At 72.9% G+C, this 13,676-nt stretch carries 11 protein-coding genes and 1 pseudogene; 6 read left to right on the top strand and 6 right to left on the bottom strand.

Features of this window, described 5'->3' with window-relative positions; translation table 11 throughout:
• Nucleotides 1-8 precede the first annotated feature (8 nt).
• Both ACWEOZ_RS19345 and ACWEOZ_RS19340 read left to right on the top strand, forming a co-directional pair.
• Entirely contained in the window at nt 9-3,344 is a 3,336-nt protein-coding gene (locus tag ACWEOZ_RS19345; RefSeq protein WP_451912051.1) for an error-prone DNA polymerase, read from the top strand.
• An 89-nt stretch (nt 3,345-3,433) separates the two neighbouring features.
• Nucleotides 3,434-3,814 (top strand): SSI family serine proteinase inhibitor, encoded by a 381-nt coding sequence (locus tag ACWEOZ_RS19340; RefSeq protein ID WP_451912050.1) that lies wholly within the window; start codon nt 3,434-3,436, stop codon nt 3,812-3,814.
• Here the strand turns inward: ACWEOZ_RS19340 and ACWEOZ_RS19335 are convergent.
• Together ACWEOZ_RS19335 and ACWEOZ_RS19330 are read right to left on the bottom strand one after the other, a co-directional pair.
• A complete protein-coding gene (locus ACWEOZ_RS19335; protein ID WP_451912049.1) occupies nt 3,801-4,427 on the bottom strand; it encodes a TetR/AcrR family transcriptional regulator in 627 nt (208 codons plus the stop codon). The genes ACWEOZ_RS19340 and ACWEOZ_RS19335 overlap by 14 nt on opposite strands.
• Entirely contained in the window at nt 4,424-4,855 is a 432-nt protein-coding gene (locus ACWEOZ_RS19330) for an ester cyclase (RefSeq protein ID WP_451912048.1), read from the bottom strand. Before ACWEOZ_RS19330 ends, ACWEOZ_RS19335 begins: the two co-directional genes overlap by 4 nt.
• Before the next feature lie 150 nt (nt 4,856-5,005).
• Between ACWEOZ_RS19330 and ACWEOZ_RS19325 the strand changes: the two genes are divergently transcribed.
• The 4 genes and pseudogenes from ACWEOZ_RS19325 (at nt 5,006) to ACWEOZ_RS19310 (ending at nt 8,706) form a co-directional block, all read left to right on the top strand.
• Nucleotides 5,006-5,752, top strand: a complete 747-nt coding sequence (locus tag ACWEOZ_RS19325) for a methyltransferase (protein ID WP_451912047.1) — start codon at nt 5,006-5,008, stop codon at nt 5,750-5,752.
• A pseudogene (locus ACWEOZ_RS19320) lies at nt 5,749-6,892 on the top strand (alkaline phosphatase family protein). The gene ACWEOZ_RS19325 and the pseudogene ACWEOZ_RS19320 overlap by 4 nt, the downstream one beginning before the upstream one ends.
• Nucleotides 6,893-6,931: 39 nt before the next feature.
• The gene (locus ACWEOZ_RS19315) at nt 6,932-8,227 is read left to right on the top strand and encodes a DNA polymerase IV (protein ID WP_451912046.1); all 1,296 of its coding nucleotides are present in this window, start codon (nt 6,932-6,934) and stop codon (nt 8,225-8,227) included.
• Nucleotides 8,228-8,319: 92 nt separating this feature from the next.
• A complete protein-coding gene (locus ACWEOZ_RS19310; protein ID WP_212993889.1) occupies nt 8,320-8,706 on the top strand; it encodes a DUF3040 domain-containing protein in 387 nt (128 codons plus the stop codon).
• Between the two features lie 401 nt (nt 8,707-9,107).
• Here ACWEOZ_RS19310 and ACWEOZ_RS19305 read toward each other — a convergent pair whose 3' ends face one another.
• The 4 genes from ACWEOZ_RS19305 to ACWEOZ_RS19290 all read right to left on the bottom strand — a co-directional run bounded on the left by ACWEOZ_RS19305 (nt 9,108) and on the right by ACWEOZ_RS19290 (nt 13,676).
• Nucleotides 9,108-9,482, bottom strand: coding sequence for a YciI family protein (locus tag ACWEOZ_RS19305; RefSeq protein WP_451912045.1), 375 nt, complete (start codon nt 9,480-9,482; stop codon nt 9,108-9,110).
• A gap of 135 nt (nt 9,483-9,617) precedes the next feature.
• Complete coding sequence (locus ACWEOZ_RS19300; protein WP_451912044.1) at nt 9,618-9,809, bottom strand: hypothetical protein; 192 nt, start codon at nt 9,807-9,809, stop codon at nt 9,618-9,620.
• Between the two features lie 95 nt (nt 9,810-9,904).
• On the bottom strand, nt 9,905-12,373 hold the full coding sequence (locus ACWEOZ_RS19295) for a transglutaminase TgpA family protein (protein ID WP_451912043.1): 2,469 nt from the start codon (nt 12,371-12,373) through the stop codon (nt 9,905-9,907).
• A 13-nt stretch (nt 12,374-12,386) separates the two neighbouring features.
• Nucleotides 12,387-13,676 (bottom strand): DUF58 domain-containing protein, encoded by a 1,290-nt coding sequence (locus ACWEOZ_RS19290; protein WP_451912042.1) that lies wholly within the window; start codon nt 13,674-13,676, stop codon nt 12,387-12,389.

Here is a 13,676-nt window from a genome sequence, read left to right as displayed (position 1 = left end):
CCCGCATCATGAGTTTCCACAATCCGCGGATGCCGTGGTCCAAGCTGGAGGGCACGCTCACCGGCCGGCCTCTGCACGTCGTCGATCCGCTCGCCGTCGACGGCGACGGCGGGGATTCCCCCGCCTGGAGCCGCAAGCGGCAGCCCTATCAGGCGCCGGCCCTGGTCCGGGCACCCAGCCGGGACCGGTACGCCGAACTGCACTGCCACACCAACTTCAGCTTCCTGGACGGCGCCAGCCACCCCGAGGAGCTCGCCGAGGAGGCCGCCCGGCTGGGGCTCACCGGCTTGGCCGTCACCGACCACGACGGGTTCTACGGAGTCGTGCGTTTCTCGCAGGCCGCCCGTGAGCTGGGGTTGCCCACGATCTTCGGCGCCGAGCTGTCGCTGGATCTCGCCAAGCCGCAGAACGGTGAGGCCGACCCCGAGGGCCGGCATCTGCTCGCCCTCGCGCACGGCCCCGAGGGGTACGCCCGGCTGGCCCGCACCATCTCCCGCGGGCAGCTCGACGGCGAGGAGAAGGGCAAACCGGCGTACGGGGAGCTGGAGGACGTCGCCGCGGTCCTGCGTGACCATGTGCTCGTGCTGACCGGGTGCCGCAAGGGCAGTGTGCCGCGGGCGCTGGCCGGTGGCGGGATGCCGGCGGCCGCGTACGAGCTGGACCGGCTCGTCCGGCTCTTCGGCCGCAGCAATGTCGTGGTGGAGCTGACCGCGCACGGCGACCCCTACGACGACGACCGCAACGACGCCCTGTACGAGCTGGCCCGCAGTCGCCGGCTGGAGGTGGTCGCGACCGGCAACGTGCACTATGCGACCCCGGCGCGGCGCCGGCTGGCCACCGCGCTGGCCGCCGTACGGGCACGGCGCAGCCTCGACGACATGGACGGCTGGCTGCCCGCCGCCGGCACCGCCCACCTGCGCAGCGGGGCCGAGATGCGGCGGCGGTTCGCGGCGTATCCGGGGGCGGTGGAGAACGCCGCGATGTTCGGTGATGATCTCGCCTTCGACCTGAACCTGGTCGCGCCGAAGCTGCCCGATTTCGACATCCCGCCCGGGCACACCGAGATGAGCTGGCTGCGGGAGCTGACCATGCGGGGCGCGCGGGAGCGGTACGGGCCGCCGCAGGCGCACCCGAAGGCGTACGCGCAGATCGAGCACGAGCTGAAGATGATCGAGGAGTTGCGCTTCCCCGGGTACTTCCTGGTGGTCTACGACATCGTGAAGTTCTGCCGGGACGCGGACATCTACTGCCAGGGGCGGGGCTCGGCCGCCAACTCCGCGGTCTGTTACGCGCTGCGCATCACCAACGTGGACGCCGTCGCGTACGACCTGCTGTTCGAGCGGTTCCTGGCCCCGGAGCGGGACGGGCCGCCGGACATCGACGTCGACATCGAGTCCGACCGTCGCGAGGAGGTCATCCAGTACGTCTACCGCCGGTACGGCCGGGAGCACACCGCGCAGGTCGCCAACGTGATCTCGTACCGGCCGCGGTCCGCCGTCCGGGACATGGCCAAGGCCTTCGGTTTCTCGCCCGGGCAGCAGGACGCGTGGAGCAAGCAGATCGACCGCTGGGGCAGTGTCGCCTCGGTCGACGTGGAGGACATCCCCGCCCACGTCGTCGCGTTCGCCAACCAGGTGCAGAACTTTCCGCGGCACCTGGGCATCCACTCCGGCGGCATGGTCATCTGCGACCGGCCGATCATCGAGGTGTGCCCGGTGGAGTGGGGCCGGATGCCCGGGCGCACGGTGCTGCAGTGGGACAAGGACGACTGCGCGGCGATCGAACTGGTCAAGTTCGACCTGCTGGGGCTGGGCATGCTGTCGGCGCTGCACTACGCGTACGACATGATCGAGTCGGACCTGGACATCGGCACCATGCGGCTGGACGATCCCGAGGTCTACGACATGTTGTGCCGGGCCGATTCCGTCGGCGTCTTCCAGGTGGAGAGCCGCGCGCAGATGGCCACGCTGCCCCGGCTCAAGCCCCGCGAGTTCTACGACCTGGTCGTCGAGGTCGCGCTGATCCGGCCCGGTCCGATCCAGGGCGGCTCGGTGCACCCGTTCATCCGCCGCAAGAACGGCCTGGAGGAGGTCACCTACCCGCATCCGCTGATGCGCAACGCGCTGGAGAAGACCCTCGGGGTGCCGCTGTTCCAGGAACAGCTGATGCAGCTGGCCATCGACGTCGCGGGCTTCGACCCGGCCGAGGCCGATCAGCTGCGCCGGGCGATGGGATCCAAACGGTCGGTGGAGAAGATGGAACGGATCAAGAGCCGCCTGTACGCCGGGATGGCCGCCCGGGGCATCACCGGTGAGCTGGCCGACGACCTGTTCGTGAAGCTGTCCGCGTTCGCCAACTACGGCTTCCCGGAGAGCCACGCGATGAGCTTCGCGTACCTGGTCTACGCCAGTTCCTGGCTCAAGCGCTACCACCCGGCGGCGTTCTGCGCGGCTCTGCTCAACGCCCAGCCGATGGGCTTCTACTCGCCGCAGTCGCTGGTCGACGACGCCCGCCGGCACGGTGTCGAGGTGCGCCGCCCGGACATCAACCTGAGCGACGCCGCCGCGGTGCTGGAGTCGACCGCGCAGACCCGCTGGGGCAGCGCGCCCGGGGAGCCGCCGCACGCCTGGGGACTGGGTGGCCCGGCCGTGCGGATGGGGCTGAGCAGCGTCCGTACCCTCGGCGACGACCTGGCCGGGGTCATCGAGCAGGAGCGCCGGGCGCACGGGCCGTACCGGGATCTGGCGGATCTCGCGCGCCGGACCGGATGCTCGACCGCCCACCTGGAGGCCCTCGCGACCGCCGACGCCTTCGCGGGTTTCGGCCTCTCGCGGCGCGAGGCGCTGTGGGCGGCGGGCGCCGCCGCCTCGGACAAACCGGACCGCCTGCCGGGTACGGTCACCGGCACGACCGCGCCCACGCTGCCCGGCATGGCCGATGTGGACAAGCTCGTCGCGGACGTCTGGGCCACCGGCCTGTCCCCGGACGCGCATCCCGCCCAGTTCATCCGGGCCGAGCTGGACCGGGCGGAGGCGGTGCCGATCGCCCGGCTGGGCCGGGTCGAGGCCGGCACCCGGATCCGGGTCGGCGGCATCGTCACCCACCGGCAGCGGCCGGCGACGGCGGGCGGGGTCACGTTCATCAACCTGGAGGACGAGACCGGGATGCTCAACGTGACCTGCTCGCCCGGGCTGTGGCAGCGGTACAAGCGGGTGGCGCGCAGCAGCGCGGCGCTGATCGTGCGGGGACGCCTGGAGAAGACCGAGGGTGTGCTCAATCTGGTGGCGGACCGGCTGGAGGCGGTCACCCCGCCGATCAGCCCGGCGTCCCGCGACTTCCGGTGAACGGACACTATATTTCCGTTCTGCGCGTCCTGCACCTTTTGTGGGGTAGACCGGATGCGCACCGGAAACGTGGCATCGGGGAGAGCAACATGATCAGCACCATCGCCGCCGCAGTTCTTCTGCTCGCGGCCCCGGCACCCGCGACCGCGCCGGCCGCCCAGGCCGGGGTGAAGAGGACCGACCTCACGGTGAGCTATCTGGCTGAGGCCGGCTACGCGGCGGCCGTGAAACTGCGGTGCGACCCGGCCGGCGGCGCCCACCCGCAGAAGGTCCAGGCCTGCCGGACGCTGAAGCGCGTCGGCGGCGACCCGGCCCGGCTCACGCCGGCGCCCCTGATGTGCACGCTGGAGTACGCCCCGGTCACGGCCCAGGTCAAAGGCACCTGGCGGGGCCGCCCGGTGAGCTGGTCGCACACGTTCGGCAACCTCTGCGACATGCGCCGCACGACCGGGGTGCTCACGGCCTTCTGAGCAGGGACTCGGCCATGGTCTCGGCCAGCCAGCGCTCGTAGCGGTCCAGGCTCCAGCCGCGCCGCCGGGTGAAGCGGTCCAGCAGTTCCGGCGCGCTCAGGGCCCACAGCACGTCGCCGGCCTCCGTCTCGGTCAGCCCGTCGCGCAGCCCGAAGCGCCGCGCGACGTGCCGGGCCACCCCGGCGGTGCCGATCGCCCGCTCACCCTCGATCTTGTCGACGAACGCGCGGACGTCCGGGTCGCGTCCCGCGCCCTGCACGAACACGATCGCGATCAGCGGCCCGGCCCGCTCGGCCAGCTCCCGGCCCATCCGGGCGTACAACCGCAGGCACTCCCGCGGGTCGGTGGCGGCGAGCATGGCCCGCGCGATCGGCCGCTCGATCATCGGTACGGGCTCGTCGTCGCCGGCCAGCGCCACGTCGTACACCGCTTTGAGCAGAGCCGCCTTGCCGCCGACCACGTTGTAGACGGTCTGCGGGCTGACCGCGGCCCGCTTGGCGATCGCCTCGATGGTCGCGCCGAAGTAGCCCCGGCGCAGGAACAGGTCACGGGCCGCCACCAGCACCTTCTGCCGGGTGGCCCGGACCTGTTCCGCTCTCGCCGTACTTCTCATGCCTCGCTCAGGGGGATCGGTGCCGGTGGCCGCAACGCGCCGACCTGCCACAGCACGCTCAACTCGTCGCGGACGCCCCAGTGCTCGGCGAGCAGGCCGCCCTCGGCGCGGTACAGGTGCATGGTCGGCATCGCGTACGGCTTGCCGGTGGGTGCGAAGCCGAGCGTATCGACGTCGTGGACGCCGTGCGCGGTGGCCCGGATCGCCACCTTGTCCCCGTCGGCCACCATGTCGTGCACCTCGTAGCGGACCTTCAGCACGGTGGTCAGGAACGTGAGGATCTGGAGATAGCCCGCGCGGCCCTGCGGCGCCCACGGTGGCGCGCCGTGATCGACGAAGTCCTCGGCGACCAGGTGTCCCGCGGCGGCGACGTCCCCGGTGTCGAAGACCTCGAGCATCTGACGGGCCAGCTTCTCGGCTGTGTTCATCGGTCGTGCCCCTTCTCCGGTACGGCGTTGACTGGAACCACGTTCCAGCCAGGGCACCGCCGCGGGCAACGATCATGGAAAGACCGGCCGTCATCCTCTAGCGAAGCGGCTCCGCACTCCGGCTGCGCGCCCGGCCGATACGCTGCCCAGGTGGACACCGCATCGGCGCGAACCCCCCGCCCGCCCGTCACCGTGCGTACCGCTGCCGTCTGGGCCGTGCTGCGCCGCGAGCTCGAGCGCAGCGCCGGGCGGGAGCTGACCGTGCTGGACGTCGGCGGTGGGACGGGCGGCTTCGCCGTACCGCTGGCCGAGGCCAAGCACACCGTGACCGTCGTGGATGCCAGCCCCGACGCCCTCGCCGCGCTGACCCGCCGGGCCGCCGACGCGGGCGTGGCCGACCGGGTCCGTGCGGTGCAGGGCGACGGCGACGCGCTCGCCGGGCTGGTCGCGCCGGGCAGCGCCGACCTGATCCTGTGCCACTCCGTGCTGGAGGTCGTCGACGACCCGGCCGGGGTGGTCGCGGCGATCAGCGCCGCCCTGCGCCCCGGCGGCGCGGTCAGCCTGCTGGTCGCGGGCCGGGCGGCAGCTGTGCTGGGCCGCGCGGTCAACGGCCACATCGCCGCGGCGGCCGCGCTCATCGGCGACGACGAGGGTCGCGCCGGCACCCGCGACACCCTGCGCCGGCGTTACGACGCGGAGACCGCGTCGGCGCTGCTGAGCGCGGCGGGCCTCACGGTCGAGGAGATCCACGGGGTACGCGTGCTCGCCGACCTCGTACCGGCCGCCGTGGTGGAGGCCGACCCGCAGGCGATGCTGGAGCTGGAACTGGCCCTGGCCGCCCGCCCGCCGTTCCGCGACATCGCCTCCCAGCTGCACCTCTTCGCGCGGCGCCCATGACCGATCAGCTGCCCCCGGAGGCCTTCACCCCGGTCCGGCCCGCGTACGGGAGCGCCAGCCTGGCCGACCTGATGCCCAGCGTCTCGGCGGTGCTCGGCGTGCCCGGGGCCACGGATGTGCTGGGGCTGGGCGCCCAGCTCGACGGCGTGGACCGGATCGCGGTGCTGCTGGTCGACGGGCTGGGCACGTACCAGATCCCGGTCGCCGCGGCCCACGCCCCGATCCTGGGTGAGCTGCCCCCCCCGGGCCCTGACCTCGGGTTTTCCCTCCACGACCCCGGTCAGCCTGGTCACCCTGGGCACCGGAGCACTGCCCGGCGCGCACGGCGTCCTCGGCTTCACGCTGCGCAAGCCCGACGGCGGCATCCTCAACCACATCAGGTGGGGCGACGACCCGGACCCGGCCGAATGGCAGCCGCAGCCGACCCGCTTCGAGACGGCGGCGGCGGCCGGCCTGCACGTCACCCAGGTGACCCGGCCCGAGTTCGAGGGCACCGGCCTCACCGTGGCGGCCAACCGGGGAGCCACCTTCTCCGGCGCCGCCGACCCGCTCGCCCTGTCCGACCGCATGCTGGCGGCCCTGTCCCGGCCCGGGCTGGTCTACGGCTACCACCCCGACCTCGATCACCACGGCCACGGCACCGGCGTCGACTCACCGCCCTGGCAGGAGGCGGCCCGGCAGGTCGGCCGGCTCGTGACCCGGCTCGCCGACGGGCTGCCCGAAGGCGCGGCGCTGCTGGTCACGGCCGACCACGGGCAGCTCGACGTGCCGGCCGAGGGCCGGATCGACCTGGGCCGGGACCCGGTGCTGGCGGCCGGGATCGTCGCGGTCGCCGGTGAACCCCGGGTCCGCTACCTGTACGTGGAGGACGGTGCCCGCGACGACGTGATCGCCGCGTGGCGCGGGGTGCTGGGCGACCGGGCCTGGGTGCTGACGCGCGAGGAGGCGATCGCGGGCGGCTGGTACGGGCCGGTGCCACCCGAGCACGAGAGCCGGATCGGTGACGTCGTGGTGATCTGCCAGGGGCGGACCGTGATCGTGGCCAGTGGGTGGGAGCCACCCGCGGTGGGGCAGCTGGTCGCGTACCACGGGTCGGTGACCGCGGCCGAGATGACCATCCCGCTGCTGATCGTGCGCTGACCCGGCTTTTTTGTCGTACCCGGCGGATAGCGTCCCCTCGTGGGACGAAGTCAGGCCATCGGCCGGGGGCGTGATCCGCGGTTCGGGCCGGAGGCCGACGACGCGGGCTGCACGATCCTGCACGTCGACATGGACGCGTTCTTCGCCGCCGTCGAGGTCCGCCGCCGCCCCGAGCTGCGCGGCAAGGCGGTCGTCGTGGGCGGGCTCGGCCCCCGCGGCGTGGTCAGCTCGGCCAGTTACGAGGCCCGCCGCTTCGGCGTGCGCAGCGCGATGCCGGCCATGCGGGCCCGCGCCCTGTGCCCGCACGCGGTCTTCCTGCCACCCGACTTCACCGAGTATTCGGCCGCCTCCACCGCCGTCATGCGGATCTTCCGCGATGTCACGCCGCTGGTCGAGCCGCTCTCCCTGGACGAGGCCTTCCTCGACGTGGCCGGCGCCCAGCGGCTGCTCGGCCGCCCGGCGGTCATCGCCCGCGACATCCGCGCCCGGATCGCCGAGGAGCAGCGGCTGACCTGCTCGGTCGGGGTCGCGCCGAGCAAGTTCGTGGCCAAGCTGGGCTCCACCCGGGCCAAGCCCGACGGCGTGATCGTCGTGCCGGCCGGCCAGGTGCTCGACTTCCTGCACCCGTTGCCGGTCGACGCGCTGTGGGGAGTGGGGGAGAAGGCCGCCGAGACGCTGCACCGGCTCGGCCTGATGACGGTCGGCGACCTGGCCGCCGCGCCGCTGGGCATGCTGCGGGCCGCGCTCGGCGAGGCGTCCGCCGCGCATCTGCACGAGCTGGCCTGGGGGCGCGACAACCGCCGGGTGGTCGCCGAGCACGTGGAGAAATCGATCGGCGCCGAGATGACGTACGACACCGACGTCACCGACCCGGTGACGATCCGGCGCAGCCTGCTGGCGCTGGCCGACAAGGTCGGGGCCCGGCTGCGCGCCGCCGGGCACGTGGGCCGGACCGTGACGATCAAGATCCGGGTGGCGGACTTCCGGACGGTCAACCGGTCCCGCACGATGCCGACGGGCACCGATGTGGCCCGGGAGATTTTTGCGACTTCCTGGACTCTTTTCGAGGCGCTGCGGGTCGCCGAGCCGATCCGCCTCGTCGGCGTCCGGGTCGAGGGCCTCAGCGCCGCCGCGACCACATCACGGCAGCTCACGCTGGGGGAGCCGGAGCGCGGCTGGCGCGAGGCGGAGGCCGCGACGGATGCTCTGGCGGCCCGTTTCGGCCGCTCCATCGTCGGACCGGCCAGTCTTTTGGGACAAACCGATCATCGCCGAACCGAAAATCACCCGCACTCGACGGTCGTCCCGCTTTCCGACCCGCCAACGCCCTCGTAGACTTGCGGTAAGGCAGCCGGTCGGCTGTCTCGCACCATCGGCCCGCCTGCACCACCGCCGGGGGGCCGGACATGCGCCCGGGGAGGAATGCCGTGCCGCTCTCGGAGCACGAGCAGCGGCTGTTCGACCAGATCGAGCAGTCGCTTGCCGAGGACCCCAAGTTCGCCTCGGCTGTGCGGGCCAGCGACCCGCGTTTCCACGCCCGGCGCCGACTCGTCGTCGCCGCGTTCGTGATCGTCGCTGGTTTGGCGTTGGTTGTCTACGGCACGGTGAGCAGCAACACGCTGCTCGGCGTGGCGGGCTTCGTGGTCATGCTGGCCGCGGCCGCGTTCGGGATGCAGAGCCGCCGGAAGGGTCAGGCCCCTGACCTGCACGCCGTCGGTGGCACCGCGACCCGCCGCACCCGCTCGACCCGGAAAGCGGGCTTCATCGACCGGCTCGAGGACCGCTGGCGTCAGCGTCCCGAGGGCCACCGCTAGCCCGGACAACCAGCGGCGACGAATGGCGGCCATCCGGCCGCCATCGCCGTATCCGCACGCTCATCACCCACGATGAGCAGGAAATATCGCAGCGGCGTCCTGCAGAGGGACGCCGCTCATTGCTACGCCCGGGACCGGCCTCTGCTGCAGCATGCAGCGCGCCGCCCGGTCTCAGCAATGCCCCGTGCCATCACGCCCGACGTGGTCCTGACCGGCGTCCCCGGCAGCACCTCGACGCCGGCGGCGGGCCCCTGCCGCGACGGAACCGGAAGCCCGGGCTACGGGTGGTCCAGGACCGGCGGTCCCCGGCAGATCGCGGCCGGCCAGAACACGCCGTCATCGCCTGGCGGGACTCACCGTGGCCGGGTCCGGGGACCGCGCGCGATCCCCGGACCCGGTTGTCACGATCGCTGATCGGCCCGGCGCACCATCTCGTCCCGTTCGGGGTCGGGCAGGAGCTCCCGGACCTCCTGCGCACAGCGGCAACTGGCGGCGATCTTGGCCGCCCACCCCAGCGCCTCCTCGCGCGATGCCACGTCGACGACCACGAACCCGCCGACGACCTCCTTGATCTCCGGGTAGGGCCCGTCGGTGACGATCCCGTCCGTGTCCACGACGCTCGCCCGCTGCCGCTCCAGCCCGGCCCCGAACACCCACACGCCGGCGTTCACGGCCTCCTGCAGCACCGCGTGCGCGGCCTTGCCCACGTCCGGCAGCTCCTCGCGGGAGATGTGGTCCATCGCGCCGTCGTTGAACGAGATCAAGTACTGCGTCATCTGCTCACTCCCGTGCTCCGGCGGCCTCCGCCGGCCGCCTCTCACCTGCTCTACGAACAACCCACCCCGGATCCGACAGTGCGCCGAGCACTTTCGCGCGGCCTCCGCAGCCCGGCGGGCGGACGATCGTCGTCGTCAGCGGCGGTCGGTGATCGCCGCCTCCAGCCGTAAACCGATGCCGGTGATCACGAGCAGGCCCGCGAAGAAGTAGCCCTTGGCGGGCGTGCTGTCCGTGACCAGTCCGATGACCGAGATCAGCAGCCCGGCCAGCACGGCGACGGTGCCCAGGATCCTGGTCGTGTCGATCCGTCGTCCTCGCGCGTCCACGCCGAGGACCATACGGGTCCTGACGAGACGAAGCCGCCCCGCCGGAACCCTCAGGCCCGGCCGGGCGGCTTCGTGTCGTGCGCGGATCTGCCCGGTCAGCGGGCCCTGTTCGCCAGCAGGCGCCGGGGGCTGAAGCGGACCAGCAGGTCCCGGCCCCGGCTGAAGCTGCCGACCCACCGGGCCGACGTGTCTCCCATGCCCAGCCGCCACCGCAGCAGCACCGACGGCGGCAGCACGACCGCCGTGAACCGGGTCCGCTTCGTCGCCGTCTTGGCCAGGCCCTTGCGGACCTGGTTCAGCGCCACCGTCAGCTCGCCGCCCTGCAGCGGCTGCCGGGCGTACCGGGCTCGTTCCTCGGCCCGGCCCAGCAGCGTCGCCGACTCCGCCGGCGTGCCGGTCAGGTCGGCCTCGCGGACCAGACGCTGGGCGGTGTGCCTCGGCGTTTCCGTCGGGTCCACCGGTACGCGGTAGTCGATCATCGTGTCGACCAGCTCGTCCCAGGCGGCGTGGGCGTCCTCGCGGGCGCGTACCGCTTCGGTGGTCACGACGACTTCTCGGATGCCCGGTGGGGCCGGGCCCGTCGCTGCCGCCACCGTTGTCTTCGGGGCCGTCGCCGCGTGCCGGCGCCGGCGGATGAGGACCCGGCGCAGGGCCGGCACCGCCAGCAGGACCAGGATCAGGGCGATGATCCCGGCCGTCAGCAGGGCCGTCGTCGAGGGGCCCGACTGGTTGGCCGAGTTGTTCAGGCCCTGCGCGCCCGCGTCGACGTCGCGGTCCGGGCGTTCCGCCGCGCCCGGTCCGGCCGAGGCGTCGGCGCCCGGGGCCACCGTGGCGGTCGACGTCGGGGACGCCGTCTCCACCGCGTCGGTGTCCGGGGCCCAGTCGGAGCGGGTCGAGCCGACCACCGCGGCCGCCGGGGTCGCGTCGAACGGGACCCAGCCGAAGCCGTCCAGGTAGACCTCGGTCCACGCGTGGGCGTTACGGTTCGTCAGCACGTACGCGTCGCCGTCGCGGGTGCTGCCGCGGGTGAAGCCGAACGCCACCCGGGCCGGGATGCCCGCCTCGCGGACCATCCAGGCCATCGCCGCCGCGTACTGCTGGCAGTAGCCCGCCTTACCCTCCAGGAACGTCGTGATCACCGACGCGCCCGCCTGCGGGTCCGCGGTCTGCAGGCTGTACGTGAAGCCGTTGTCCCGGGAGAAGTAGCGGTAGATCGCCGCGACCTTGTCGTACTCGGTGCGCTCGCCCTTGGTCAGGCCGTCGACCAGCTTCTCGACCTTGGCGTCCCGCGGGACCGTGGTGAACTGGGTCCGCAGCGGGTTGTCGCGGGGCAGGGCCTCGGCGCTGCGCAGCTCGGCGGGCGTGTACTTGGCCCGCACGTAGTCGAACGAGTACTTCTTCTCCTTGGTGGTCGTGCGGTTGGAGTAGACCACCTGGGTGTTCGGGTCGTACGACCAGGCACCGTCGAGACCGTCGGTGTCGATCGTGGTCGCGTAGACCGGGGCCAGCGTCTGGCCGAAGTCCTTCGTGATCTCCACCTCGGCGTGGTACTGGCGGTACTGCGCGCCGGCCGTGGTGCCGCTCTCGCGGGGGTCGTAGAGGCCGCGGGACAGCGGCTGGCCGTTCGGTGTGCGGTTGCTGAAGCCGTCCGAGGAGAGCACGTCGGCGACGCCGAACCGCAGGTAGAACGGGTCCGGCTCGTTGGTCGTGACCCGGACGTAGTTGGTGACCTGGGTCTGGTTGAGCTGGCCGCTGAGCGAGGCGAACAGGTTGATCCGGCCGGTGCCACCCTTGCCCGAGCCGCCCGTACCGGTGCCGCCGCCGGCCTGGGTGAGCGAGTTGAGCAGGCCGGTGTTGAGGCCCGGCACGATCACCGGCAGCAGCACGGCCGTGGCGACGCCGATCACGGCGAGCCGGCGTCCGGCCGCGGCCAGCGGCGACGGCTCCCAGACGTCGACGTCGCGGCCGTCGCCGGTGAAGCGGCGGCCGAAGCGGCGCACCCGGTCCACGTTGTCGGCGACCAGCAGCCAGAGGAAACCGGTCGCGCCGACGATGAACGGCAGCACCGGGACGCTGTCGACGTACACGGCGACCGGGACCGAGTAGATGGCCAGCATGGGCAGGCCGGCCAGGGCCGGCTTACGGGCCACGACGGTCAGCAGGTCGACCGCGATCGCGACCGCCCCGATGCCGAACACCGCGACGAACAGCAGGCCTTCGCGGTCGGGGACCGGCACACCGTACGAGCGGGTGTCGTTGCCGGCGTCGGTGAACAGCGCGCCGAAGTGCTCGAACGTCGCCGGGGACGGGATCAGCGCGAACAGCTCGTCGCCGCTGGGGAACATCCAGGTCAGGGTCAGCAGCAGCACCACGACCATGCCCAGGGCCTGCGCCCAGGACGGGAAACGCAGCGTACGGGCGAGCACCGCCGCGCCGGCCACCAGGCCGACCGCGAGGATGCACTCCAGCAGCCAGGTCCAGGTGTCGAAGATCGCCGACAGCGGCGCCGCCGCCAGCAGGGTCGCGGCCGCGGCCACGAGTCCCAGTCGTCGTCGCCCGGTCACCGTAGAACTCCCCTCATCGCCCGACCGTCTCGGCCATCGCCGCCCGGTAGGCGAAACCTTGCGAACCGCGTCCGGCCGCCGGCCAGAGCGCGGCGAGCGAGTCGCCGTGCGCGACCGGCACCGAACGCCAGCCGCTGCGGACCAGGGCCAGAGCCGTGGCGCCGTGCGCCCGGTCGGCCTCGGTGCGTTCCCCGGGCGGCATGTTCACCCAGGTGGAACTGTCGATCGCGAACCCGATGCAGGTGGCGCCGTTGCCCCGCAGCCCGGTGAGCACCTCGGCCTCGGCCACGCTGAGCGTGCCGAACAGGCCGATCACCAGGCCGCCGTCGGAACGCCGCCGGACCTGGTCCACCAGCACCGAGATATCGCCCGCCCGGGCCAGCTTGACGTCGGCCAGGGTGTCCAGGATCGCGCCCTCACCACCGATCTCGGTGGCGTCGACGTCGACTCCCTCCCCGGTGACCAGGCGCAGCTTGTAGCCGGCCTGGCGCAGGTGCATCGCGATGCTGGCGGCGGCCGAGACGGCCCATTCGAAGCTCGCCGTCGGGCCCTCGCCACGATGCGCGGCCTGACGGGTGTCCAGAACGACGGTAGCTCGGCTCTCCCACGGCTGCTCCTCGCGGCGCACCATGAGCTCCCCGGTGCGGGCGGTGGAACGCCAGTGCACCCGGCGCAGGTCGTCGCCGCGCCGGTACTCCCGGGTCGCCGCGTCGTCCTCGCCGTGCACGGCCACCGACCGGGCCCGGCTGTCGCCGGTGCCCGCGTATTCGCCGGCCAGACGCACGGCGGGCAGCGGGACGACCTGCGGGATGACGGTGAGCCGGTCGACACTGGGGAAGGAGCGGGTCAGCTCGCACAGCCCGAACGGGTCGGTCAGCCGGATCACCAGCGGGCCGACCGGATACCGGCCGCGCACGTCGGCGCGGACCGTGTACGCCACCGAGCTGGCCTGGTGCGCGCCGAGCCGTTCCAGCACCACCCGGGGCCGGCTGCCCAGGGCGTACGGCAGCCGGTCCTCCAGCAGCAGCGTGCCGGTGGGCAGCCGGGACATGTTCTGCAGGCGCAGGATGACGCGCGCGCTGGAGCCGACCGGGGCGCGGCCGGGCTCCAGCGAGCGGGTGCACGCCAGCTTGTAGCGGCTGCGCCCGACGTACGCCGCGGCCAGCAGCGGCAGCATGGCCAGCAGGATCGCCACGCGCAGCAGGTCCTTCTCGCCGAGGATGAACGCCGAGATGGCGGCGGCCGAGCCGGCGGCCAGGAAGGAACGGCCGCGGGTGGTCAGTCCCCGCATGGCCTCGCGCAT

The organism is Actinoplanes sp. NPDC004185, assembly GCF_053603475.1.
Note: the sequence above shows the minus strand (reverse complement) of the source record. Positions and strands in the feature narration are given on the sequence as shown.